Genomic DNA, 24360 nt, shown 5'->3' with positions numbered 1-24360 from the left:
GGCAACCACCCCGAAGGGAGCGGGCCACGTGGAACTCGGCGCCGCGACGAACGTTTCGATCCGTCAGTACGCGGCGTTGGCCTTGTCGTTGAACCATGTGGGCAGGCTCGCCCACCACTCGCCGGCACCGGCCTGGAACGTCAGGCCGTCGCCGGTCAGGTGCACGAGTTGACCCGGGTAGGCGGCCCAGCTCCTGAGCGAGGAGACCTTGTGGTTCACGAGGACGGGGAAGACCGTCCAGACTCCTAGCGTGAACTCCCAGCAGTCGCCCTGGTAGGTGTTGTCGGTGAACACCTGTCCGTAGCCCGCCTGCCCGTAATGGGTGCAGTTCCCAGCCGCTTCGGCGCTGGGAGCGGATGTGAGAAGGGCCGTCGCGGTCACCAGGGCGACCACTCCGGCCTTGAGGCGCATCTTCCTGATCGTTGTAGGCATCTCGATCCTCTCCCGGCTCGAATCGGCCCGATCCCTCACCGGGCGCGGCGCTTCGACACGACGATGCGTTTGCCATCTCTGAGGATGAACCGTCGAGGGACGACAGGCCATAGGCATGTTTCACGTCCCCGGCCCGGCACGCGCCAGGGGTTCGTCGAGACCAGGGGGTGTCCCCAGTGCTGCGATGAGATCGCTGCCGGACGAGGCTGGCAGCACAACCGGAACAGCGAAGGAACGGCCACCAAGTCCCAGGTGAGCGGACGAGATCCCCGGCGCTCCGTACGGACCGCGGTGGACGTTCGGTGAGGTGATGTACGCGATCACGTCCTGACCTTGCACGCGAGCGCGATCGATCAGGCTGGACGCGCACTCCCACGTAGCTGTCGTTACCCGATCAGGTCAACGATCGCATCGATCGCCGTGCCGCCAATGATGATCTTCTCAAATCAGCCCTCGGGACAGTAATCGACAACGGGAAGGGATGTGCGACTGAGCTCTTGGACCGCATGGGTATCGGCTAACTGGACTGGATGTGTGGCTGATGTCATCCAATGGCAAGTTCCGTGGTTTTCTATATCGGATAGACCGAAATCCGTTTTTAGTTCTCTTCGGAAGAATCAAAATGATAACGAGCCGTCCTGTCATGCCTACGTAAGGTATGCCGGAGGTTAAAGTGCCATCCGTGGCTGGGGATGGCTTCGCGTATTGCCTGGACGCAAGCGCTGAGCCCAGGGGGTTGGCGAGGTGATTCGTGGGTTTTCTGGACCGCTTCCGGCGTGACCCCGCCCCGGTGCCAGGAGCGCCGCCGTCGAGGCCCGTGCACCACGCATCGGACCCCCGGGGCGGTCGACACACATCGCATGCTCCCGTTCCGGCAACGCCTTCGGTACGCCCCCACAGTCCTGCGGACCCGTGGCTGCGCCCAGGAACGGGGATCAATCTCGCGGGCTACAACATCGTCGGCGGACTCCTCTACGTCGGCACTCAGCTCGCCGCGCCTTCGGGCTACACGGTGGATCCGGCGCTGATCAACCCGACATTGCCTGTCGACTTGCGTCAACCGGACTGGGGCGGGCGGGGATTGGACTATTGGCCGTCGTACAGCGACATTCCGCCGCAGTCGAGGGCCGCCTATCTGTCCTGGCTCGCGGACGGGCGGCGCTTTCCGCAGGCGCCGATCGGCTATGTATTCCTCTACTTCTATGGCCTTGAACGGCGGGTGCTGTACGACCTCCAGCGGGACCGTTCCACGGCGGCGATCGAGCTGCCCATCATTCATCAGGAGGTTCGCCGTCTTCTTTCCATCTACGGCGAGCAGAAGGCATTCAAGCGCTATGTGGGGCAGTTCGAGCAGGTGCTGGACATGCTCGCGACGGGAGCCCCTGAACGGGATCCGGCGCCGGCGCCCGCGCGCGACTACCCGCCTCCGCTACGGCTGCGTGCCGGTCTGGGATCCTTCGCGGCGCAAGGCGTACCTGTGCCTGCCCACTGGGCGTTGACCTGGATCCGCTCGCACCCGGAGTACTACCCGCGCACTCCTGCCACCCGCTGCGCCGCCGAGTTCGACGAGCTCTTCCTGCAGCGCTACGCCGCCCGTTACGGTCAAGGGCTGATCGTGCGGCCGGGCCGCAAGGAGGTCACGCTGGACTACCGGCCCGCCAGCGCAGGCTTTCGCGGAGCCGCCGCGCTGACCCTGCCCCGTATCCCCGACGTGCTCGGATACGCCGCGCCGACCCGGAAGCTGGTCGCGCTGGCCGACGAGTGCACCTCGGACCTGGAGGCATACAGCCGCTACCTCGGCCGGGTGCCCGACGGACAGCGCTCGGTCCAGGCGCAAGCGCTGCTGCCGGCCGAACTGGTGAACCTGTCCGACGGCGGCGCCGGGCAGGCGATCGCATGGGCGCGCCACCGGCTGGGCACGCAGGAGCGCGCCGTCGTGCCGGTCGGGGAGTTCTCCGCCTTCATCTCCTCACCGCAGGAGGCGAAGCCGGCCAAGAAGGACGTGGTCGCCCTGGCACAGGTGCTGGGCCGGGCGGGAGTCGGCATCGAACCTGACCCGCGCCTGGGCGGCGCGGTTCTCAGCTCGGGATCCATGGTGTTGTTCGCGGCGCCGGACGGTCCGACGGCGGCGGCCTCCGACGCCTACCAGGCGGCGACGTTGCTGCTGCATCTGGCAGCTGCGGTCAGCGCCGCCGACGGCGACTTCGACGAGGCCGAGCAACACCACCTGAGCGACCATCTGGAGCGGGCGCTGCACCTGACCCCCGACGAACGGCGGCGCCTGCACGCGCACCTGCGCTGGCTGACCGTCACCCCGGTCAAGCTCACCGGCCTGACCCGGCGCATCGCGGGTGTCGACACAGCCCAGCGCCGGTACGTGGCGGAATTCCTCACCGCCGTGGCCGCGGCCGACGGCCGCATCTCACCGGACGAGGTGAAGACCCTCACCAAGATCTACCGGCTGCTGGAGCTCGATCCCGCTCTCCTGCCGGCCGCCTCCACTCCCGCGCCGGCGACGGAACCGGTCGTCGTCCGCCCGGCAGAACCGGAACGCGGTTACGCCATCCCGCAGCAGGCCCCCGCACCCCTCGTCCGGCTGGACGAGGCGGCGATCGCGGCCAAGCTGGCCGAGACCGCGCGCGTCGGCGCGCTGCTGGGCTCGATCTTCACCGAGGACGAGGCCCCGCCGGTCGCCGCGCCGCCGCCCGCCGTCGCACCCGTGGCCGGATTGGACGGACAGCACTCCGGGCTGGTGCGCGAGCTGGCCTCGGCGGAGCAGCTCTCGCGGGCGCGGTTCGAGCAACTGGCGGCACGCTGGAAACTCCTGCCGGACGGCGCGCTGGATCGGATCAATGAGGCCGCCTACGAGCTGACGGGCGAGCCGCTACTGGATGGTGACGACCCCATCTGGGTCGACCGGAACCTGCTGGGAGAGATGCTGACGTGACATCGACCGCGATCCGTCCCCGAGAGCGGGACGCCCTGCTGCAGTCCCTGCGTGCCGGCGTCGTGCCGCGCATCGGGCAGCGCCACATCCAGGTGGGACGCGAACCCGAGGTGAAGGCACTGGTCACCGACATCGATCGCATCTCCGACGGCGGCTCGGCGGTACGGTTCGTGATCGGCGAGTTCGGCGCCGGCAAGACGTTCTTCCTCCATCTGGTGCGTTCCATCGCGATGGAGAAGAAACTGGTCACCGCGCACGCCGACCTCAACCCGGACCGGCGCCTGCACTCCAGCGGCGGTCAGGCCCGCAGCCTGTACGCCGAGCTGATGCGCAACCTGGCCACCCGCGCGAAACCGGATGGGGGAGCGCTGAGCAGCGTGGTGGAACGGTTCGTCTCCACGGCGTTGGCGGAGGCCCAGCAAACCGGAGCCGACCCCTCGCAGGTCATCCGGGGCAGGCTGGCGCACCTGAGCGAGATGACCGGCGGCTACGACTTCGCCGAGGTCGTCGGGGCCTACTGGCGCGGTCACGACACTGGTGACGAGCAGCTCAAGTCGGCAGCGGTCCGCTGGCTGCGCGCAGAGTACGCCACCAAGACAGAGGCCCGCTCGGCCCTCGGCGTACGCACGATCATCGACGACACCACCGTCCACGACCATCTGAAGCTCATGAGCCGCTTCGTCCGGCTGGCCGGGTTCGACGGGTTGCTGGTGTGCCTGGACGAGATGGTCAACCTCTACAAGCTGGCCTCCACCCAGGCCCGCAACTCCAACTACGAGCAGATTCTGCGCGTACTCAACGACACCCTCCAGGGCACCGCCGCCCACCTGGGGTTCGTCTTCGGCGGCACCCCGGAGTTCCTCGCCGACACCCGCCGGGGCCTGTTCAGCTACCCGGCCCTGCAATCACGGCTCGCCGAGAACAGCTTCGCCGCCGCCGGCCTGGTCGATTACTCCGGCCCGGTGCTACGCCTGACCTCGCTCACCCAAGAGGACCTGTACGTTCTGCTGACCAAGCTGCGCCACGTGCAAGCCGGCGGCGACGCCGCCCGCTACCTGCTGGCCGACGACGCGTTGGCCGCCTTCATGTACCACTGCGCCAACCGCATCGGCGAGGCATACTTCCGCACACCCCGCACCACCATCAAGGCGTTCTGCGACCTGCTGGCCGTCCTGGAGCAGAACCCGGGCGTCGACTGGCGGCAGATCCTGCCCTCGGTGGAGCCCCCGCCGGACACCAACCCCGACCTGGCGCCTCTCGACGAAGACACCGACGGAGGGCCCGGCGATGACGACCTCGCCTCCTTCCGGCTCTGACGCCTTCGAACGCCTGCACCCCAAGGTCCAGCAGTGGATCTGGCAGCAGAACTGGCGCGAACTGCGCGAAGCCCAGGAAGCCGCCGTCGCGCCGATCCTTGCCGGCGACCGGGACGTGCTCATCGCCGCCGCCACCGCCTCAGGCAAGACCGAGGCCGCGTTCCTGCCGATCTGCTCCGTCCTGACCGAGCAGCCGGACACCGCCGGGTTCGCCGCGGTCTACATCAGCCCGCTCAAGGCCCTCATCAACGACCAGTACGGCCGGCTCGACCAGCTGTGCGATCACCTCGGCATCACCGTGTCCCGCTGGCACGGCGACGTCGCCGCCTCCGCCAAGAGCAAGCTCCTCGACCGTCCCCGGGGCATCCTGCTGATCACCCCGGAGTCGCTGGAGGCCATGTTCGTCCTGCGCGGCTGGAAGATCCGCGACCTGGTCGCGTCCGCCCGCTACCTCGTCATCGACGAGCTGCACTCCTTCATCGGCAGCGAACGCGGCGCCCAGCTGCAGTCCCTCATGCACCGTCTCGACCTGGCGGCCCGCCGCCGCATCCCCCGCATCGGCCTGTCGGCGACCCTCGGCGACATGGGCAAGGCCGCCGACTTCCTACGCCCGCAGGCCGGTGACGACGTCACCGTGATCGTCTCCAGCAGCGACGCGCAAGAGCTGCGCCTGCAGATCCGTGGGTACGTCCAGGCCGCGCCCACGCTTGACCCGCGCGCCCGCGCCGCCCACGAGGCGCTCGGTGCGGAGGTGACCGCCGACGACGTCGCCACCGGCGACCGGCTCGCCATCGCCGACCACCTGTTCGCCACGCTGCGCGGATCCCACAACCTCGTCTTCGCGAACTCGCGCGCGGCCGTCGAGGACTACACCGACCTGCTCAACCGCCGCTGCGAGGATGCCCGCGTACCGGACGAGTTCGTCCCCCACCATGGCAACCTGTCCAAGGACATCCGAGAGCACGCCGAAGCCCGCCTCAAGGACGATGCGCGCCCAGCAACCGCCGTCTGCACCTCCACCCTGGAGATGGGCATCGACATCGGCTCGGTCACCTCTATCGCGCAGGTCGGCGCCCCACCCAGCGTCGCCGCTCTGCGGCAACGCCTCGGCCGCTCAGGACGGCGCGGCGGACCGGCCGTCCTGCGCCTGTACATCAGCGAACCCGAAGCCACCCCCACCATCCACCCGGCCGACGAACTCCGCGCCCAGCTCGTCCAGGCCGTCGCCACCATCGAGCTGCTCCTGCAACGCTGGTACGAGCCCCCGGCCGCCGAAGCCCTGCACCTGTCCACCCTCACCCAGCAGCTCTTGTCCGTCATCGCCCAGCACGGCGGCATCACCCCCGCCGACGCCTATCGCACCCTGTGCGCGCAAGGCCCCTTCCGCGCCGTCGACGGCCCGGCCTTCATCACACTGCTGCGCGACCTTGCTGGCGCCGACCTCGTCCGCCAGGAGAGCGACGGGCTCCTCCTGCACGCCGAGACAGGGGAGCGGCTGGTCAACCACTACACCTTCTACGCCGCTTTCGCGGCCCCCACCGAATACCGGATCGTCACCGAGGGCCGCACGCTCGGCAGCCTGCCCCTCGACCAACCACTTCCGGAAGGCAGCCTGCTGATCTTCGCCGGCCGTCGCTGGCGCATCCAGGCCATCGACACCCACGCCAAGCTCATCGAGGTCACCCGCGCTTCCGGAGGACGCCCGCCCCGCTTCACCGGCACCGGGCCGCTCGTCCACGACCGCGTCCGCACCACCATGCGGCGCCTGTACGAACAGACCACCGTCCCGGCCTACCTGGACGCCACCGCCCAGAACCTGCTCGCCGAGGGCCGCGCGGCCTACCGCCGCCTCGGCCTGCACGACACCCCGCTCGTCGGCTACGGCAACGACACCCTGCTGTTCCCCTTCCGGGGCGACGCCATCATGACCACCCTCGCCCTGGCCCTGCACGCCCACGGCGTGGACGTCGTCCGCTACGGGCTGGCGCTGCTGATCAGCGATACCTCCCCGCAATCAGCCGCCGACCTCCTGTCCAACCTGGCCGCAGAGGGCGTTCCCGACGCGCTCGCCCTGGCCGCACTGATCCCCGACAAGCGGGTGGACAAGTACGACGACGTCATCGGCGAGGAACTGCTCACCCGCTCCTACGCCCACCGGCTCGACGTCGACGAAGCCCAGCAGTCGATCAGTGCTCTCGCGGTCACCACCCAGCGCAGTCGAGCCGTCAGCCTGGATACGCCCAAGCCTGTCGCAGCGCCGCGTCGGCATCGCATCGGCTCTCTGCCGTACGCCGTCGTGGACCTCGAAACCACCTGCCTCGACACCCGCAGGGCCCGCATCGCCGAGATCGCCATCATCCGCCTTCACCCCGACGGCAGCGAAGACCGCACCTACTCCAGCCTGGTGAACCCCGGACGCGGCCCCGGCCCCACCCACATCCACGGCGTCACCCAAGATGACCTGGCAGCGGCGCCTCACTTCCCACAGATCGCCGGAGATATTGCGGCCATGCTCGACGGTGCGATCGTGGTCGCCCACAATGTCCGCTACGACAGCGAAGTTCTCAGCGCAGAATTCGCCCGCGCCGGCTACGCCCCCGACAACCTCATGACCTTGTGCACCCTGAACCTGGCACGCCGCTTCGGTCCGTCACTGCCCTCCCACCGCCTCGCCGACTGCGCCGCCGCCGAAAGACTCGACAACGGCACAGCGCACCGAGCCGAGAGCGACGTCCGGACATGCGCAGGCCTGCTGCAGATCTACCTCGAACGGGCAAGGTCACAAGGACTGCAGTGGTTCAGCGAGATCGGCGCGATCGGACAACTGCCAGTGACGCCGTGGTGCGCGGCACCAGTGTCTGCTCTCACTCGACGCCGGGTGATGCCGGAGTGATGCAAACCCACGATCATCCGCGGCAAACGCGGGCTCCCGGCGGTCCCGCGGCGGGACGCCCGTGGTCGGTGGGCCGAGTTGCTCCCGGACGTTCCAGTGACGATCTTGCGTTGGCGTCGTCACCATCCGAATGGCGTGAGGTGGTGCCAAGCGGCGGAACGAACTGTTGCCTACCTGCTCCCTGCCATTGTCCAGGAGGACCAGTAAGGCGCATGTGCCTGCGCTTCAGAGGATTCGGCCAGTCTGCTCGTCGGGTTTGGCCCAGAAACATCCGCGAAACGGGATTTAGGACATCCGGATGGGATGCTTAGCGAGTCGCTGATATGTGAGTAAGATCACGATCTCGTTGCGTAGAATGACATTCCGGTCGGTCGGCGGTAGCGTTTCGATGTGGGCAACTTGGACATTTCTGCTTGTAAGGAATGGTTCAGCGTGGCTTATGTAGAAGCGCTGGCATACGCTGCGGGGTACGCTGTGACCATTGTCCATGTAGACCATTTCGGGGTTGATCTGGAGCTCCGCGATCGGGCTTTGCGGGTGGATGTGCAGATGAAGTGCACTAATGAGCCGGAGATGAAGTCTGATCATATCGCCTACTCCCTCGATACGCGCACTTACAATCTGCTGAGCGACCCGGGGAGAAATGTCCCGGCTTACCTGTTCGTCGTGGAAGTGCCGTCGAGCAAAGCAGATTGGGTGAGTTGCAGCATCGATGGACTGCATCTGCGACGCTGCGGCTATTACGCCAGCATGTCGGCGCTGAAGCCAACCAGCAACAAGGCGGCCAAGTCCGTCAAGGTGGCGAGGACGAACCGGTTGACGGTCGCGTCGCTGGATCAGCTCATGCGTAAGGCGAGGGGCGGACTGTGACCAACATCGACGCGCTTGCCTCCGAAGTCACTCCAGCAGGTCTGCGGGCCTATCTGAAGGCGAACTCCTGGCATTTCCAGGGCAAGCCGCTCCCGCGTATGGAGTTATGGGCCAGGGATTCATGGGAGGTCCTTATCCCGCTGAACCGCCAGGCCTCGGACTATCCGCGGAGAATCAGGAACTTCATCGAGGACATCGCAGGCGAGCGCGGCTCCAGGACTGAGGAGGTCGCGACCGAACTCCGCTACATCGAAGATGACGTCATCGACCTGGAGTTCGATGACGATCGCTCCCGAATTCCGCTCTCTGAGGCGGCGAAGCTCATGGAAGGCGCCCGGTCGTTCGCCGTCGCCAACGCCTGTTCGGCCATGCATCGCCGCTCCTACCACGGGCGCTCACAGCCACGCCGCGCCCGTGAATATGCCAATTTCGTCGGCATGGGACACACTCGCGAAGGCAGCTTCATCATTCCCATCGTCAGTCCGATCGGCGTCATGAAGCCTGTGATCATCGAGGGTGACCAGGAGCCGCTGATCGACGTGCAGTCGGAGATCAACTACTTCCCGAGGCGCGTCACCGGCATCATGGCCGACGTCCTGCGTGAGATTCATGAGCTGGCCGTCGTCAGAGAACGGATACCACCCAAGGAAGATCTGAACCGTGCAGTCGTCGCCGGCTTGTCGGCCGACGCGTGTGCCGCCCTGGCGGCGATGGTCTCCGCGCCGAATGGCAGCGACCTGGACATCACCTTCCAATGGGCCCTGACGGCGGCCCCACCCAGGGCTGGCGGTGACACTGTCGGGTTCCCGAGGGAAGCAGCAGGAGCCATTCGAGAGATCGGCCACCTCCTCCGTGACCACGTCAGAGTGGAGGACACCGTCATTTATGGGTTCGTCAGCTCTCTTGATCGGGATCTGGACGACGAAGAAGGCGTCGTCAAGGTGAAGGCCCTGGTGGGAGACCGGGTTCGGCCGGTCAAGATAGTCTTGAGAGGGGACGCCTACCACACCGCGGTGGAAGCGCACGATCTCAAGCTCCGTGTCATCGTCACCGGGCCCATGATGAAGAGCGGCGCAGGGACGCTTTCCATGCCTCGAGTGCATCTTTTCAGAGTCGACGACTACCTTCCGCTGGAGACGAGCGCGCAGAGCCGGTCGGCTTAAGGGAGCCCCGCGACTCGCACCACTCGGGGATGCCCAAGGGATACCAGAGCGCACCCCAGCGCAAGACCCTGCGTCTCACCATGAGCGGCGGTGTCCTCCGCAAAGGCGGCGAACGCAGCGACGAAGGAAGGCCACCTCACGCCCGGGCTCCTACCTCTGCATGGCAGAACTCGCGCGCCCTGGCGGGGCCTCGTCGTCGGTCAAGAGTGAGGAGCACGTGTCCCTCACTGGCAACCCCAGGGTGGTGCACGCGCTGATGGGGAGGAATCGGATCGACGATTAGTTGCCTGGACCGGCCCGATGGCTTCGATGTGGGCGCGTTAGAGGAGGGGCCGGGCGGCGGGATCCGCATTGACAGTCCTGGCTCGGTTGCGCCACCACCGGCTGGCGCCCCAGCCAGGCTCATCGCCACGTTGACCAGCAGGCAGACGGCGAGATTCACGGTGCGAGACATCTCGGCGGATCCCTTGCCGAGGAAGGGCACCCCGGTCAGGGATCCGCTGAAGTGCTCACCGGTCGTGGTGTGTCCACGTTCTCGGTTCCGTACTGATAGACGGTTGGCTGACCGCCCCAAGGTTGCCCGAGAGCGCGCGGCGTGTCATGCAAAAGCTGACTGCGGCAGGCGTGTGGCGCTCTGGTCGCTGACTCGGCCGCTCACACCTGCGCCATGCCGCCGTCGACGAACAGTTCGACGCCGGTGACGAAGCTGGCGGCATCGCTGGACAGGAAGGCGGCGGCCCTGCCCATTTCACGGGGCTGGGCGATGCGGCCGGTGGGGTTGCCCTCGCCCATGACTTTGATAGCGGCTTCGACCACTTCGGGTCCTTGGGCCATGGCCAGTGCGCTGCGCAGCGAGTCGGTGTCGACCGCTCCAGGGCTCAGAACGTTGATCCGGATGCCGGAGCCCTGGATGTCCTGGATCCAGGAACGAATGAAGGCGCGTACGGCGGCTTTGGCTCCGCCGTACAGACTCATGCCGCGTGGTGGCCGGATGGAGGCGGTGGAGCCGATGACGACGACGGTGCCACCAGGCCGCAGCAGGGGCAGTGCGGGCTGGACGGTGAACAGCACTCCCTTGGCATTGACGCCGAAGGTGCGGTCGAACTGGTCTTCGGTGATGGCGCCGAGAGGGGCGTGGGCGCCGATGCCCGCGTTGGCCACGACCGCGTCGAGCCTGCCGTATTGAGCCATGATCTGCTGGTAGGCGGCCTGCATGGAGGCGATGTCGGTGACGTCGGCGACGATACCTGAGCTGCGGGGGCCGATCTCTGCGACCGCCCGGTCCAGAGCCTCCTGCCGGAGGTCGGTGATGACGACGCGGGCGCCCTGGTCGGCGAATTCCTGGGCGATGCCCAGGCCGACACCACTGGCACCGCCGGTGATGACGGCGATCTTTCCGTCGAGTGCGAGCGACAACTTCTTCTCCTTGGAAGGTGTACGGCCGTTGCCGTAAGCTGAAGTGGAGGAGCCGCCACTTACTTTCCACCATAAGTGGCGACGCCTCCACTTAGCAAGCTCGTTCGACAGGAGGGGCCTCGTGATGGCCAGGTCCACCGGCGGCCCGCTGCGGGCCGACGCGCAGCGCAATCGCGACAAGATCCTCGCCGCCGCGGTTCGCGTGTTCACCGAGGAAGGTCTGAACGCGCATCTGGAGCGCATCGCCAAGGAAGCCGGCGTCGGATCAGGCACGCTCTACCGGAACTTCCCGACCAGGGAGATTCTCATCGAGGCCGCCTACCGCAACGAGCTGGCCAAACTGTGCGACGCCGTACCGGAGCTGCTGGAGGCGATGCCGCCCCGCGAGGCGTTGCGCGCCTGGATGGGGTGCTTCATCGACTACGCCACCGCCAAGCTCGGCATGGCCGACGCGCTGCGGGCCCTGGTCGAGGCAGGCGCCAACCCCTACGCCCAGAGCAAGGAGCTCATGCTGGCCGCGCTGACGGAGCTGCTCGATGCCGGCGCAAAGGCAGGCACCATCCGAGAGGACATCGGCGCCGACGACATGTTCGCCGCCCTGACCGGGATCGCCCTCGCCTCGGGCAAGCCCGACCAGCGCGAGCAGGCCGAACGCCTCCTCGACCTCACCCTCGACGGGCTCCGGCCAGGGATCCGGGGCAGCGGGTGAGTTCGGCGTCGCTCGGGACCTGACCGGAGCCCCCGCCCAGCGCATTGGACCGCCACCCCAGAAGACAGGTCTTGAGGTCGGCGAGCGCCATGTCCTTGAGGCGCACAAGCCGTCCTGGTAGGCCTCGTCGTCGTCCAGTTCGGCAGTGTGGCCGCTGGACCGGAACGGCTCGCCCTGGCCCCGAGGTCTGCGGGGCCGTCCGGACAGGGGCGAGCTTGTGGAGATCGCTACGGGGTCACGCCCAGACCTGCTTGCCGTGCGCGCATGATGGCCTGTGACCGGTCGGCCACCTGAAGTTTCGTGAAGATGGCCGAGACGTGGTTGCGGACCGTTTTCTGGCTCAGCCCGAGCCGGGCCGCGATCTGTGGGTTGGTCAGGTGTCCGGCGATCAGGCCGAGGATCTCGCGTTCTCGCTGGGTCAGGCCGGGCAGCTCCGGCCCGGGCCGATCGCTCGTGAAGTAGCCGGCCAGGCGGGAGGCGAGGGCGGGGCCGAAAACGGCGCCGCCGTCGGCCACCGCCTGCACCGAACGTACGAGTTCCGCCTTACGGGCCCCTTTGAGGACATAGCCGCGGGCCCCGGCCCGTACGGCGGCGAACACCGAGTCGTCGTCGTCGGACATGCTGAGCACCAGCACCCTGACATGGGGATGGTCGCGGACCAGCAGTTCGGTCGCCGCGATTCCGCCCATCCCGGGCATGTCCAGGTCCATCAACACCACATCCGGCTGAGCACGTCCGACCAGCGCGAGCGCCTGCTCCCCGCTGCCCACCTCATCGACGACCTCGATCTCGTCGGCCCCTGCCAGCAGCGTCCGCAACCCGGCCCGGAACCCTGGGTGATCGTCAACCACCAAGATTCTGATCACCATCGTTCCCTTCCTGTCCGGCGGGCAGTTCGACCCGGACCCGGGTCCCGCCACCGGGACGTTCCTCAATCGTGCAGGATCCGCCCAATTCGGTGGCCCGTTCGTGCATCGATGCCAGCCCGACCCCTGATCCTGCAGGGCCGGCCACCCCAGGATCGGGCGGCGCAGCGGCCGGGACGGCAGGTGGGTGCTGTCCGATTCCGCAGCCGTCGTCGCTGATCTCCAGATGCAACCGCTCGCCGGCGATTTCGACACGCAGCTGTGCCCAGGTGGCGCCGGCGTGCTTACGTGTGTTGGCCAGGGCCTCGGTGGCGATCCGGTAGGCGGCCACCTCCGTGGCGGCGGGCAGGGCGGGCAGGTCGTCCGGGGCGTGCACGTCCACACGCAGCCCGGACGGCTGCCGGGCCGCGTGCGCGCGCAACGCCCCGGCCAGCCCCAACGAATCGAGCGCGGGCGGACGCAGCCCGTCCACCAGTGTTCGCACGTCGGCCAGCGCGGCCTCGGCATCGCCGACGATATCGGCCAGCAGCAGCCGCGCCCGCTCGTCGTTCACCAGGTCGTGCGCCGCATCGGCCCGCATGGTCAGCGCGGCCAGGGTCGGGCCGAGCCCGTCGTGCAGGTCACGCCGCAGCCGCCGCCGCTCCTCCTCGCGGGCCATGACCAGTTGCTCGCGGGAGCGACGCAGGTCGGCGGTCAGGCGTACGGTGTGCACGGCCACCGCGACCTGCCGGGTCAGGTCGGCCAGGACGCGCAGGTCGCGGGGGCCGAAGCCGCTGTCGCCCGACCGGGGCAGCAGGATCAGGCCGCCGACCTGTTCGCCGTTGTGCGTCAGCGGCAATCGGACCTGCTTCGCGTCGCTCGGTCGTGCCGGGTCGTTCGGCGAGTAGGCGTACCGGGCGCCCTGGGCGGTTTCCACCGCCGCATACGGCAGGCGCAGCGCCTCGGCGATCGACTTGGCGATGCCGGGCAGCACGGCGTCGGGGCCGGCGGTGTTCTCCAGCCTGCGGCCCAACCGGGTGAGCGCGGCGTACGGGTCGTCGCGCTCACCGTAGGTCAGCAGGTTGACCCAGCTCTGCAGGCGCTGGCGCAGCGGCGCGAACGTCAGCGCCACCAGCCCGGCGGCCAGGACCGAGACCGGCAGGTCCTGGGTGGGGAAGAGCGCGCCCAGATAGCCGACCACGAGAACGTACCCTCCGGTCACACAGCCCGACAGCAGGACGTAGACCAGGGTGCGATTGATCACCATGTCGATGTCGAAGAGCCGGTGTCGCAGGATCGCGACACCGATGGTGACCGGGATGAGTCCGGCGCCCAGGGCGGCGATCGACTCCCACACCGGGTCGTGGGCGGGCCACACGGCGTCGGGGACCTCGTCGGTGAGCCCGGCCGTCAGCCTGGCCGCGATCACCAGCGCCTCGATCCCGGCGCCGTACAGCAGCCATGCGACCTGGCGGCGCTGTGCGCCGCCGCTGCGCAGCACCCGCATGCCCAGCTCCGCGGCGCCCAGGACGAACACCACCGGGAGCAGCGCGACCAGCACGCGCTCCACCACCGGCGCGACAGCGGCCAGACCCGGTACGCCGAGCGGGTTGGGCACTCCGTCGCCAAGCCCTACCTGGGTGTTCTTCCCGGGGCTCAGTGCGCTCACCACGGCGGCCGCGGCCGCGGTGGCCATCGTCACCGCGATCAACGGGCGGAGGGCGGGGGAGGAGAGCCGCCCGCCGGGGAAGAACAGCGGGATCAGGGTCGCCGCGACATTGGCCGGAACCCACAGCCATGTCTGAGGCCAGGCCAGTGCCGCGGCGAACGGCAGTCCGGGGTGGGTGGTCAGGCCGAGAATCGCGTACTGTCCGCAGGCTTCGTACAGCGCGAAGCAGAAGGCGGTCAGCGCGAGCAACCGCCCGACCATGTGCCCCAGACGTCGTGCGCAGATGAGGCCGCCGACCAAGGCACAGGCTGTCACGAACAGCAGATGCGGGACCGACATCGGACCACCACCGTTGGCGACGGCCAGCGTGAGGGCTGTCGCCGCCAGAGCCAGGGTGAACGCGCACCACCACCACGCGGCCCGTCCCGCGGCCTTGACCGCCGGTTCCGGTTCTCCCGCAGCCGCCGTCACTACCCCTCCGATCAGTCGCCACACGCTATCTGCTCACGAGCCCAGCCGGCCGGGACACTGTCCCAGGACAAGGCGGACTTTCCGGTGCCGACCGCCGGGCGGCGCGGACTTGACCTGATCGATCCGCAGCAAGAGCCCTGGACGGTGAACATGTCGCGCCGCGACGCCGGGCAAGCGCATGTACCGTGTCCTTGAACGTGGCGGACCGTCCTAGGGCATAGGGGACATTCTTCCTGGCCGAACAGGACCAGAGCCCAGGCGATGCAGGACCGGTTCCGGCTTTGCTGAACGGGTGCTAGAGAATCCTGACAAGTTTCGCCGGGTGGCAGCCGGCCTCGCCCTGTTCGCCTGGCCGGTGCTGGAGTTCCTGGCCTTCCTGACCACACCCCCAGCAACTCATCACGATCCCGACATCTTCCGCGCGAACGCGACGGCGGTGCAGGTCAGCGCTCTGCTCTACGTCTGGGCGGTGCTCAGCCTCATCCCGGTCGTGCTGGCCATAGGGCACCTGCTGCGCGAACGCGCCCCTGCGGTGAGCGGGATCGGGACCGCGCTCGGACTGGTCGGCGCCGGTCTCGGGCTGACGCTGTTCACCACCGACTTCTACGACCTGGCCCTGGCCCAGGCGCTGCCCGACGCCCAGGCCGAGCAGATCACCCGACAGGCCAACGAGCTGTGGGGTTTCGTGTACGGCATGCTCCTGCCTGGGTTCGTGCTGCACATCGCCCTGCTCACGCTGCTGATGACCCTGGCCGTGGTCAAGGTCGCGCCCTGGTGGGTGCCGGTCGCTGCGCTCGCGGGCACTGTCGTGCCGTTCGTGACCATGGCGCAGGCGTCCGTAGTGCAGTCCACCGGTGCCCTGCTGCACCTGGCCGCCTACGGTTGGATCGCACTACGCGTGCTGCGCATGTCAGACATCGAGTGGCGCGGCGGGGCCACGGACCCACACGCCCTGTCCCCATGAGTTTCAGGCGGCGCCCGCTTGGTTCTGGCGGCGAGCAGTCATCCGGCGGTACCGGACATGGTCGCGATCGTGCCGCGTACGGCGGCGAGTTGATTCTGTGCCAAATCGCCTATCTTGGCATTGAATCGAACGGCCGCCGTGGTGCTGATGCGTTCACCATGGCGGCGCGGCTCTCGCCGACGTCGACGCCCACCGCGGCCGCGGCTTGCCGAGCTTGGGTGTTCAGCACCGCAGAGGGCACTGGCTGGCGGCACAGGCAGTACGGGGCTCTCATCGCGGGCAGCAGGATCAGCGGCAGGGCTGAAACTGACTGCCCTACCTCCCCTTCCGACACCGAGCTCGCCTCCTGTGGTCAGGCTGCCTCGATCCCTTCAGATCGGCCCCGGTTATGAGGTTGAGGTTTGACCTGGGGAGATGGCCCAAGGGGGTGGAGGAGCGCGTGGCTATCCGAGTAGGGACCTCATCGCGTCGGTGGCTGATCGTCTCGGCGGTACTGCTGCCGTGGCGTGACAGCCTGCCGAACACCAGTGTGGCCCTCGTCCTGGTCGTGGGCGTGGCGGTTTCACAGCTCGCCGCCTACGCCCCCCACATGCGGGTGGTCACCATCATCAGCGCAGGCTACCTGAAGCACATCTACGAGACCGCCGAACTTGCCCAGGCATCCGCGGGAGCCCACGCGATGGTCGAGCACGTCTGCGACCAGATCGTCGAGATCCTCGGCCTGAAGGGCTGTCGCTTCGAATACGGCGGCTTGACTCGGCTCCCGGGGGAGGGCGTGTTCGGTCCAACCCAGTTCCCAATGCGCTGCAAGCCCCCGCAGCGAAAATCTTGGCATCGCCTCCCTGTAAAGGATGAGATATGCGCGTATGGAGAGTTCTGATATCGGCGGTCGTGTTGTTGCTGGCCGGAGTGGTTCCGGCTCAGGCCGACGCACTGGCCGACAGCCCGACGGTCTCGGCGACGCCGATCGGGATGGAACCGCCCTCGTACAACGGCCTGTGCTGGGCAGGGGTGCCGTTCACCGCCACCATCGCGATCACCGCCGACGGCCCGGGCACCGTGAGCTTCCGCTGGGCCTGGGGCACGTGGGACTGGAGCCAGGTGGTCTTCACCGAGGCCGGCACGAAGACGGTCAGCACCTCTCCCATCAAGATGTACCGGGGCACGGGCCCGCAGAGCCTGACCATCAGGGTGTCCGGCGCCAACACGACGACAGCAGTCGTCCCGTACGAGATCGGCTGCACCGACCCCGTCCTGGGCGCACCGCAGATACAGCCCGCGAATGACTACATCGGGCGCTGCGGCTCCGACGTCGTGCACACTGTCAGCGCGCAGATCAGCTCTCCCATCGCACAGACCGTCCGCTACCGCTGGCTGGACGCCTGGGAGCAGCCGCTGCCAGGCGTGGACGCCGGCGAGCGCGAGGTCGTGTTCACCGAACCAGGCACCAAGACCGTCAGCACGCCCCTTCAACGCGTTCCCTTGCCAGGCAACTCCGGGAACGGTGTCGAGTTGCAGATCGACAGCCCCAACAACGACCAAAGCGCGTTGTACTTCCGGACGGTCTGTGTGAAAGCGGAGTTCACCTCCATGACCCGCACCGCCGGCAACTGCAAAACCGGGGCTGCCTTCAAGTTCAAGCTGGACGGCTACATCGAGAGCAACAAGATCGGCGAGATGGCCTACGCCTGGGCGCATCAGGAGAGTCTGGACGCCGACTGGGTTCGCGACCCGTGGACGCCCATGTCGTTCATCAGCACCAACAGCCCCGGCCGCCAGAACGTGACACGAACGTGGACTGCTCCCGGGGACGGGCTGGGCGCGTGGCGGCTGGAGATCCTCGGCTCCGACGGCACCGTCGTCTCACAGCCCCTCACCTACTACGTCCCCTGCGGGCTCTGATGCTCCGGCCCGGCACACCCGGCCGCCGGGCGTGCCGGGCCTCGGAGTGGGATCGTCCCGGGGAGCAGGGGGTTTTGGGACGGACTCCGGCGCTGACACGGTTCAGACGGCGAGACGGCCCAGCGCATCGTGCTCCAGCGCAGGTACAGCGTCGACCGCCCACCCCGAGCTCCGGCCTGCACCGTGCGGCGCTGCGGGGCACGACTGGCGCCACGCTCCATGTTGCTGATGGCACGTGCGCTCACGCCGGAGGCGTACGACAGTTCCTCGATGGTCGGCTTGGCTGTGTGCCGGAAGCTGCGCAACAACGCCCCGAAGATCGTCGTCGGCGACTCGCCCTCGACGGGATCCATGGCGTCCATCCCACGCTCCTCGGCTCATCCCGCGCCCTTCGTGCCTTTTCGCGGTCGAAGTTACGATGAGAACGCCTCCACGACCTGACTCGCTCTGCGCCATTCTTTTCTCCTTGTGCGCGTTTTCTTGCGTGCCGTCCTGAAGGGAGCCCCATGGCCACACTAATCGACACCAGCGCCGTGGCTCCCGAGGACCGGGCGGAGGCGATCCGGGAGGTCATCTGGCGTCAGGTCGTCCGGGTGGAGATCGATCACCACCCGGACCAGGAGCGCATCTCGGCCGTGGGCGCCATCACCAGCTCGGCCCGTTGAACATCTGCTCGGTTCGCTCCAACGCCACGGCCGTGCACCGGACCCGGCCCTTGGTGCGCGACGACCTCGAACCTTCGGTCTTCGTCAGCCTGCAACTGTCAGGCACCAGCATGGTGATCCAAGGAGGACGCGAAGCCGTACTCAACCCGGGCGTGTGCGGTGCCAAACGCGGACACTGCTGTTGAGCTGGCCGTTTGCCGGATGGTCAGGCTGCTCTGCGGTATTCGCTAATCAGCCCGGTGACGGTCCTCCGGCGGTGGATCCGGGTGGCTACGTCGATCACTTCGCTGGGGTCGTGCAGCGGAGGGCGGAGGGTGCGGCCCTGATGCGGGCGATGATGCTTGAAATGGTGTTCGTACTCGGTCAGGACCTTGCGCAGGTGCCGCTCGCCATGGATGAACTTCAGGATCGTCAGTGTCGACGGCGGCGAGCCGGTTGGTGACCAGGCCCCGGATCTCGGCGATGATCGGCACCTTTCGGGCTCGTTTGCCCTTGGTCCCCTTGTCGGCCAGCCCGCCCGGACTCGGTGTGGTCTGTCGGCGCACAGTCCAGGTCCATGTTTTGGTGTCGATGTCGCCGACCCGGACACCGGAGACCTGGCCGATGCGCGCGGCCGTGCACGCCGCGAAGATGACGATGTCTCCCCAGCCCTGATATCTGTCTCTGGAACGTTCCACGAGCGCCTGTGCCAGCCGTTCCAGTGCCGCCCGGTTGGGCAGCGCCAGGGCTCGCGGGTCGTCCAGCTCGTCCTCGGCCCGCTTGTACTCGCGCTGCCAGCCCGTCACGCGAGCAGGGGTGCGGTCGATGATGCCGTCCCGGACGGCCTGCTCCATGACGCGGACCAGGATGGCCAGGCTGTTCTTCACCGTGGAGCGGCTGCATTCGTCCGCGATCCATCCGTGCACGACCCGGTCCACCAGGCCGTTGGTGATCATCCGTACGCCCAGGTGTCCGAGAGCAGGGACAACGCGCTTGCGCCATCCCGACATGTACGGAGCGAGAGTCTTGGGCTCCAAACCACGCACCGCCAGGGGCATCGCCCCCTCGGCGGAAGTTCGCGGTCGTCGTGTGCTTGCCTGCGGGTGCAGCTGACCGGAGCAGTGGAGACGGGCGCGTTTGCGCCGATCCTGGCCTTGCTGCCGTCTTTGGCGGACCCTTGTGCGGACCATGCTCAGGAAGCGGTCAACAGCAAGCACTGCCCCGGTCGTCAAGCTGGTCAACACCGTGAACGTTCTGCTGCTGCGCTACCTCAACGCCTCCAGGACGCTCGGGCAGGCGCTGCCCTGCCCTGCCTCTGACTTCGTGCCCCTGAGCGTTGGCGTGGCCGACGAGGCTGCTTGCCTGTGCTTCCTCGTCGGTGGGTGGATATCCCAGTGGACTCGACGTGACTCACCAGACGGCACCTGCGGCTCCTGCCCCCCTCCGTGCCGTCTCGGCGACGCACTCCGGCCACGCCGGGGTGCGCGCCCTGACCTTCGAACGCCGGCCTGCCCTCGTGCCGCACCAGTCCTTTCGATCGGTCCGGAGCGCTCTTGTCGCCCCTACCGAAGGCTGAGGGTGAGTCATCTCCCGGACTCGCCGGCCCGCGGGGTGGGGACGTGCCAGGCCGGTCGGCTCACATGAAGCGACCACGCGCAACCATCTCGGTCGTCACCAGGATCGCGATCGCCTCGGCGGCCAGCAGGGCCACCAGAACAACGAGCTGCACTACTCCGGCCTCGGCCGGGCTCGCCCCACCGAGCAACATTCCGACGAAGGCGCCAGGAAGGGTGACCAGCCCAACCGTCCGGGTCTGATCCAGCGCGGGAACCAGCGCCTGGGCCGCCGCCGGGCGGCAGATCTCCAGCGCCGCCTCCCTGGGCGGGAAGCCCAACGCCAAAGCCGCCTCCACCTCTCCCCTTCGCTGTGCCAACTCCTCCACAGCCCGCCGTCCGGCCAGGGAGGTAGCGGTCAGGCAGCCACCCAGCAGAATCCCCGCGATCGGAATCACCACGATTCCGTCCAGGGAAATCGTTCCGCTCACGGCCAGCACCGTCAGTGCCGGCGCGGCGCCCGCCATGATCGGTACCGCCGCCCACCATGCCTTTCGGCCGCGAGTGATGCGCCGGCCTGCGGTGAAGGCAGCCACACCGTACATGAGCACGATGAATCCCGCCGTGGCCGCGAAGGATGCGATCACCCAGGCGATCAGTAGGGAGACCGCGCCGAGTTGTGCGGCCGCCCGCAGACAGGCGGTGAGGACCGCTCGTTCATGTCCCAACCGGCCGAGCCAGGCCACACACGCGCCCAACACGACGAGAGCGATCAAGGCCACCGGCAGGAGCGCGGTCATGGATAAGAGCGAAGAAGAACGCACAACAGACAGTGTGCCGACGTCGGTCACGGCGACGACCGCTGGGGCGGTCTCGTAGCACCTTGATCCGCAGCTGTGGAGCTGCACCACAGGGGCGGTGGCGACATCGACGTGCTGATGGGCCGGATCGAGGACGACGTGGCCCGGATGGGCGTGCTGGTGAACGACCTGCCCGCGCTGGCCCAGCTTGATCGCGAACGCCCGCTGGAGCTCGGGCCCGTCGCCCTGCTCGCAGTGACCGCCGACACGATCCCCGACGCGCGGGTTCGCGTGCCCGGTAGGCACATACGTCTGGACGGCTTCGACGGCAGGCAGGAGCCCGCTGAGATCCCTGGGCGAGGAGGCGCGCCTGCGGCAGGCGGCCACCGACCTGGACGGCAACGCGCTCGTCCATACGCCTCTGGACTGGTCGGGGGAGGCGGCCGCGCTGGAGGTGTCAGATACGGGGCCCGGAGTGGCCTTGCAGCACGTGCCGCATCTCTCCGAGCGCCTGTACCGGGTCGTCACGACCACCCGTCCCTCGCGGGTGCCGGTGAGGGACGTGCTGGTGCGGGCGCTGAGGGTGACCGGAGGCGGCCGCCGGTACCTGATGGGCACGCAGCCGCGGATCCTTGTGGCGTCCAGTCTGCGGACCCTGCTGCTGGACGACGTGCTGGGAAGGGGCGCGCGTTGCTCGGGGTGGATGTGCCGGCGTCCGGCTGGTCACGGGCCGGCGGCCTTGTGCCCGCACGGCGCGTCGACGTCGTGCTCAGTGAACGGCTGCCTCCTGTTGTAACGGGGCGGCAGGCGATCGCGGACGCCGACAGAAGTCTGGAGGCGGCTTTGGGCGCGAGGGCGCTTCGTCCTGGCCAACCGGATCGTTACGTCGCGGTGTTCTCGGCCGGCCGGTGGACTCGCTGCCGCGGTCCTGTGCGAACCAAATCGGGAGCCGGTCGAGATCATAGCTTTAGGTGTCTGTGTGACCACTGATGGTGATAATTCTGGGGTGATCAACAAACAGCAGATCGTGAGCGCCCTGAGCGCCGCGTCGCCGATCGACCTGTCCTCCAGCGCCAGCTCCAGGGCCGGCGTCACCACCACCGCCCCGCCCGCCGAGAAGTGGAGCGACCGCTGGCCGCTGCCCGGCGGCACCGCGTGGGTGTACTACGGCGAGCGGAACCAGGGCCTGACGCGACCGGTGCTCCTGGCCGACGGTTTCGGGGCCGGGGCCAGCGACATCGACGAGCTCTACGACGGCCTGGAGCGGCGCGCCTTCCCGCTGATCAGTGAGCTGCGCCGGCGCGGCCGCGACGTCGTCGTCGTCGGCTTCGACGATCGCGGCGCCTCCATCCTCGACAACGCGCAGACCGCCATCGCGGCGATCCATCGCGCCGCCGCCGAGCGGCTCGGCGGCACCCGCCTGCTTGCCGGCGGGTTCAGCATGGGCGGCCTGGTCACCCGCTACGCCCTCGCCCGGATGGAGAGGCAGCGCATCGACCACCAGGTCGGCGTGTACTTCTCCTGGGACACCCCGCACCGCGGCGCCTACGTGCCGATCTCGCTCCAGGCGTTCGCGCACTACATCAAGCCCTACGACTCGCGCTTCGCCGACCTGTTCAACAGCTCGGCCGCCCGTCAGCTGCTGGCCTGGCACCTGCCGGACTTCGACGGCGAGCCTGGCGTCGACCCGCTGCGCACGCAGTTCCTGCGCGAACTGGAGTCCGTCGGCGGGTGGCCGCGTATCCCGCGCCTGCTCGCTGTCGCCGATGGCGCGGGCAACGGCGCGGGCAACGGCACCGGCGCCGGCGAGAGCGCGCTGCTCGGCACCGGCGACCTCATCACCGGCACCGACCTGCGCACCCAGCCCAAGGCGCCCGAGACCCTCGCCGCCAGGCTCCGCGTCCTGACACCCGACGTCATCGAGGTCCAGGCGCCGGGCGTCCCGTGCGTGGACGGCGCGCCGGGCGGCATCCTGGCCGGCTTCAAGATCCTCGCCGACGCGCTCAACGCCATCGCCGAAGCCACCGGTCTCGGCCTGGACGTCGACAATGCGATCGCCGGGCACTGCTTCGTCCCGTCCATCAGCGCCGTCTCCGTCCGCGACGTCACCGAAGCCGAGCTGTACACCGACATCGACGCGCTGTCCCCGGACGAGAGCGACTTCGACGACTTCCTGTGCGCCGGCGACAACCGCGGCCACACCGAGATCACGGAAGAGGGCGCCGGCTGGCTCCTGGACCGCCTGCCCGACTAGAAGGCGCAACCAACCTCACGACAGCCCCGCATCCTCGATGGCGACACTGTCGGCGAATTGAGCAAGGGACGAAGCGGCCCCGTGATCACAAGTGAGATCACGAGGCCGCTCTTTGTCATGTTTTGCGTGGGAACGACATCTTCGGTGCCGTCGCGTGCGCCGGGTTCTGCGCTGATCCCTCGGGGATCGATGACGAATTGAGAGTGTGGTTCGCAGATGAGGATTTCGTGAGGAGTTCTCGGGCTGTCGCCGCCGCGGCCGGTCCACTGAGTGGACCGAAGATTGCCCGTCGCCGTTTCCACCAACAACATGGACGTTGTCGAGGGCCGGTTACACCCAGCGACGGTCCGAAGATCGAGTGATCGGACAGCAGGCGCTCCGGCCCGAAGATCCAGCGTCCGACCACCGTCGACGCGACTTCTACGTCCGGCGGCGGCGATCAGTCTGCTTGCGAAGGGACGACCACGATGAGCAACCGATGGGCGAAGGCCCTGTCCCGTGCCCTGATCGCAGCGGTGGCGGCGGCTGCTGTGACGATGGCGCCGGGCCTGACCGGCACGAGCGGCGCCTCGGCCGCGGCCGACCCGACATGCGGAAGCTGGACGTCCAGTCTCGTCTTCCCCGGCCTGTCGGCCCGAGCGTGTATCTGGGGGACCGGTGCCGCCTGGAAGCAGGCCCAGACGGAGGTCTTCAACGGCACGGGCTTCTCGGTGGAGGTCGAGAACCTCACCGCCCTCCTGGAGTCTCTTCCCGCGGACGCCCGTTGCGTCCACATCAGCCTCCAGAACGGGCAGACGGCGTTCTGCGGCACCCGTAGCGTGCCCGACAACAATCCCTTCCAGTTCGACCGTGCCCTGGGCTCCGCCCAGGTCACGGACCTGGTCAGGCGGGAGCAGTTCTCCTTCGAGTCCCCCTTCGTGGGGTGAGCGACGGCGGCGCCTCCCGGCGGAGTTCGCCGTTTGGCCGGCCAGGAACGCCGGCCCGTAGATGCGGTTGCTCAGCATCCAGGGCAGCAGCCTGGCCGCTGAGGTAGATCACTGCGCGTATTCGATGGCGCTGCCCTCGAAGGAACGCGGGCGTGGTGGAACTTCAGGTCGAGGTCCTCGATGGTAAGAGTGAGGATGCCCTCGGCGTGGGTGGCCGCGTTGGTCGCCGGCAGGGTCCTGGCGCTGGGCGTAGACGGTGGAGGAGACCAGGGCGGGCAGGTGGCGACGGCCGAGCTCAGCCTTGGGGGGCATGGACCCCAACCCTTGGGCTCGTGATCAACACCGGTGAACACGTGGGGCCGGTGTTCATCGGCGCCGGAATGCTGACCTGGTGAGTGCCGGCTCTGAAGACCTCCGCCCTGGGCAGATTGAGTTCACCCCCATCCCGATCGGCGCCTGCGGGACGCTGGCCGGGCTCGCCTTCATCACCCCGGTTCCTTCCGTGTCCTGCAGGCACTGGCGCAGACCGTTGATCCGACGTCCCGCCATGGCAGGTGATTGATCAGGTCCGCGACCGTGCTGACCA

General features: G+C 68.1%; 20 protein-coding genes. 13 read left to right on the top strand and 7 right to left on the bottom strand.

The window, feature by feature from the left end; genetic code table 11:
* Positions 1-63 precede the first annotated feature (63 nt).
* On the bottom strand, positions 64-432 hold the full coding sequence (locus tag ABZ815_RS38460; protein WP_357706132.1) for a hypothetical protein: 369 nt from the start codon (positions 430-432) through the stop codon (positions 64-66).
* 751 nt (positions 433-1183) lie between these two features.
* Between ABZ815_RS38460 and ABZ815_RS38455 the strand changes: the two genes are divergently transcribed.
* The 5 genes from ABZ815_RS38455 to ABZ815_RS38435 all read left to right on the top strand — a co-directional run bounded on the left by ABZ815_RS38455 (position 1184) and on the right by ABZ815_RS38435 (position 9621).
* Positions 1184-3379 carry a TerB N-terminal domain-containing protein gene (locus tag ABZ815_RS38455; protein ID WP_357706131.1) on the top strand — a complete coding sequence of 732 codons (2196 nt, stop codon included), beginning with the start codon at positions 1184-1186 and terminating at the stop codon, positions 3377-3379.
* The gene (locus tag ABZ815_RS38450) at positions 3376-4695 is read left to right on the top strand and encodes an ATP-binding protein (RefSeq protein ID WP_357706130.1); all 1320 of its coding nucleotides are present in this window, start codon (positions 3376-3378) and stop codon (positions 4693-4695) included. Before ABZ815_RS38455 ends, ABZ815_RS38450 begins: the two co-directional genes overlap by 4 nt.
* Positions 4667-7588, top strand: a complete 2922-nt coding sequence (locus tag ABZ815_RS38445) for a DEAD/DEAH box helicase (RefSeq protein ID WP_357706129.1) — start codon at positions 4667-4669, stop codon at positions 7586-7588. The genes ABZ815_RS38450 and ABZ815_RS38445 overlap by 29 nt, the downstream gene beginning before the upstream one ends.
* Before the next feature lie 390 nt (positions 7589-7978).
* Positions 7979-8458, top strand: coding sequence for a DUF4365 domain-containing protein (locus ABZ815_RS38440; protein WP_357706128.1), 480 nt, complete (start codon positions 7979-7981; stop codon positions 8456-8458).
* The gene (locus tag ABZ815_RS38435; RefSeq protein ID WP_357706127.1) at positions 8455-9621 is read left to right on the top strand and encodes a hypothetical protein; all 1167 of its coding nucleotides are present in this window, start codon (positions 8455-8457) and stop codon (positions 9619-9621) included. Before ABZ815_RS38440 ends, ABZ815_RS38435 begins: the two co-directional genes overlap by 4 nt.
* A gap of 654 nt (positions 9622-10275) precedes the next feature.
* Here the strand turns inward: ABZ815_RS38435 and ABZ815_RS38430 are convergent.
* A complete protein-coding gene (locus ABZ815_RS38430) occupies positions 10276-11037 on the bottom strand; it encodes an SDR family oxidoreductase (protein ID WP_357706126.1) in 762 nt (253 codons plus the stop codon).
* A 124-nt stretch (positions 11038-11161) separates the two neighbouring features.
* Here ABZ815_RS38430 and ABZ815_RS38425 point away from each other — a divergent pair, with 124 nt between their 5' ends.
* Positions 11162-11746 (top strand): TetR/AcrR family transcriptional regulator, encoded by a 585-nt coding sequence (locus ABZ815_RS38425; protein WP_357706144.1) that lies wholly within the window; start codon positions 11162-11164, stop codon positions 11744-11746.
* A 227-nt stretch (positions 11747-11973) separates the two neighbouring features.
* Here ABZ815_RS38425 and ABZ815_RS38420 read toward each other — a convergent pair whose 3' ends face one another.
* Together ABZ815_RS38420 and ABZ815_RS38415 are read right to left on the bottom strand one after the other, a co-directional pair.
* Positions 11974-12615: a response regulator transcription factor gene (locus ABZ815_RS38420; protein ID WP_357706125.1), complete on the bottom strand. Its 642-nt coding sequence runs from the start codon at positions 12613-12615 to the stop codon at positions 11974-11976.
* Positions 12590-14731: a GAF domain-containing sensor histidine kinase gene (locus ABZ815_RS38415; RefSeq protein ID WP_357706124.1), complete on the bottom strand. Its 2142-nt coding sequence runs from the start codon at positions 14729-14731 to the stop codon at positions 12590-12592. The genes ABZ815_RS38420 and ABZ815_RS38415 overlap by 26 nt, the downstream gene beginning before the upstream one ends.
* 322 nt (positions 14732-15053) lie before the next feature.
* On the opposite strand from ABZ815_RS38415, the gene ABZ815_RS38410 reads away from it, so the two are divergent.
* From ABZ815_RS38410 to ABZ815_RS38400, 3 genes are all read left to right on the top strand, one after another.
* A complete protein-coding gene (locus ABZ815_RS38410; RefSeq protein WP_357706123.1) occupies positions 15054-15695 on the top strand; it encodes a hypothetical protein in 642 nt (213 codons plus the stop codon).
* Positions 15696-16122: 427 nt separating this feature from the next.
* A complete protein-coding gene (locus ABZ815_RS38405) occupies positions 16123-16575 on the top strand; it encodes a hypothetical protein (RefSeq protein WP_357706122.1) in 453 nt (150 codons plus the stop codon).
* Positions 16554-17597: a hypothetical protein gene (locus tag ABZ815_RS38400; RefSeq protein ID WP_357706121.1), complete on the top strand. Its 1044-nt coding sequence runs from the start codon at positions 16554-16556 to the stop codon at positions 17595-17597. The genes ABZ815_RS38405 and ABZ815_RS38400 overlap by 22 nt, the downstream gene beginning before the upstream one ends.
* Here ABZ815_RS38400 and ABZ815_RS38395 read toward each other — a convergent pair.
* A complete protein-coding gene (locus ABZ815_RS38395; protein ID WP_357706143.1) occupies positions 17576-17950 on the bottom strand; it encodes a helix-turn-helix transcriptional regulator in 375 nt (124 codons plus the stop codon). The two genes, ABZ815_RS38400 and ABZ815_RS38395, sit on opposite strands and share 22 nt — an antisense overlap.
* A gap of 153 nt (positions 17951-18103) precedes the next feature.
* On the opposite strand from ABZ815_RS38395, the gene ABZ815_RS38390 reads away from it, so the two are divergent.
* Both ABZ815_RS38390 and ABZ815_RS38385 read left to right on the top strand, forming a co-directional pair.
* Positions 18104-18262 (top strand): hypothetical protein, encoded by a 159-nt coding sequence (locus ABZ815_RS38390; RefSeq protein WP_357706120.1) that lies wholly within the window; start codon positions 18104-18106, stop codon positions 18260-18262.
* Positions 18259-18447, top strand: coding sequence for a hypothetical protein (locus ABZ815_RS38385; RefSeq protein WP_357706119.1), 189 nt, complete (start codon positions 18259-18261; stop codon positions 18445-18447). Before ABZ815_RS38390 ends, ABZ815_RS38385 begins: the two co-directional genes overlap by 4 nt.
* Positions 18448-18489: 42 nt before the next feature.
* Here the strand turns inward: ABZ815_RS38385 and ABZ815_RS38380 are convergent, their stop codons facing one another.
* On the bottom strand, positions 18490-19197 hold the full coding sequence (locus ABZ815_RS38380; protein ID WP_357706118.1) for a site-specific integrase: 708 nt from the start codon (positions 19195-19197) through the stop codon (positions 18490-18492).
* Between the two features lie 680 nt (positions 19198-19877).
* Positions 19878-20981, bottom strand: a complete 1104-nt coding sequence (locus tag ABZ815_RS38375; RefSeq protein ID WP_357706117.1) for an ABC transporter permease — start codon at positions 20979-20981, stop codon at positions 19878-19880.
* 619 nt (positions 20982-21600) lie between these two features.
* On the opposite strand from ABZ815_RS38375, the gene ABZ815_RS38370 reads away from it, so the two are divergent.
* Positions 21601-22848, top strand: a complete 1248-nt coding sequence (locus ABZ815_RS38370; RefSeq protein WP_357706116.1) for a hypothetical protein — start codon at positions 21601-21603, stop codon at positions 22846-22848.
* Between the two features lie 467 nt (positions 22849-23315).
* Positions 23316-23774, top strand: coding sequence for a hypothetical protein (locus ABZ815_RS38365; protein ID WP_357706115.1), 459 nt, complete (start codon positions 23316-23318; stop codon positions 23772-23774).
* Positions 23775-24360 lie beyond the last annotated feature (586 nt).

This window comes from Nonomuraea sp. NPDC047529 (assembly GCF_040642995.1).
Classification (GTDB): domain Bacteria; phylum Actinomycetota; class Actinomycetes; order Streptosporangiales; family Streptosporangiaceae; genus Nonomuraea.
The sequence above is the reverse complement of the archived record's forward strand: the minus strand, read 5'-3'. Positions and strand labels throughout refer to the sequence as shown.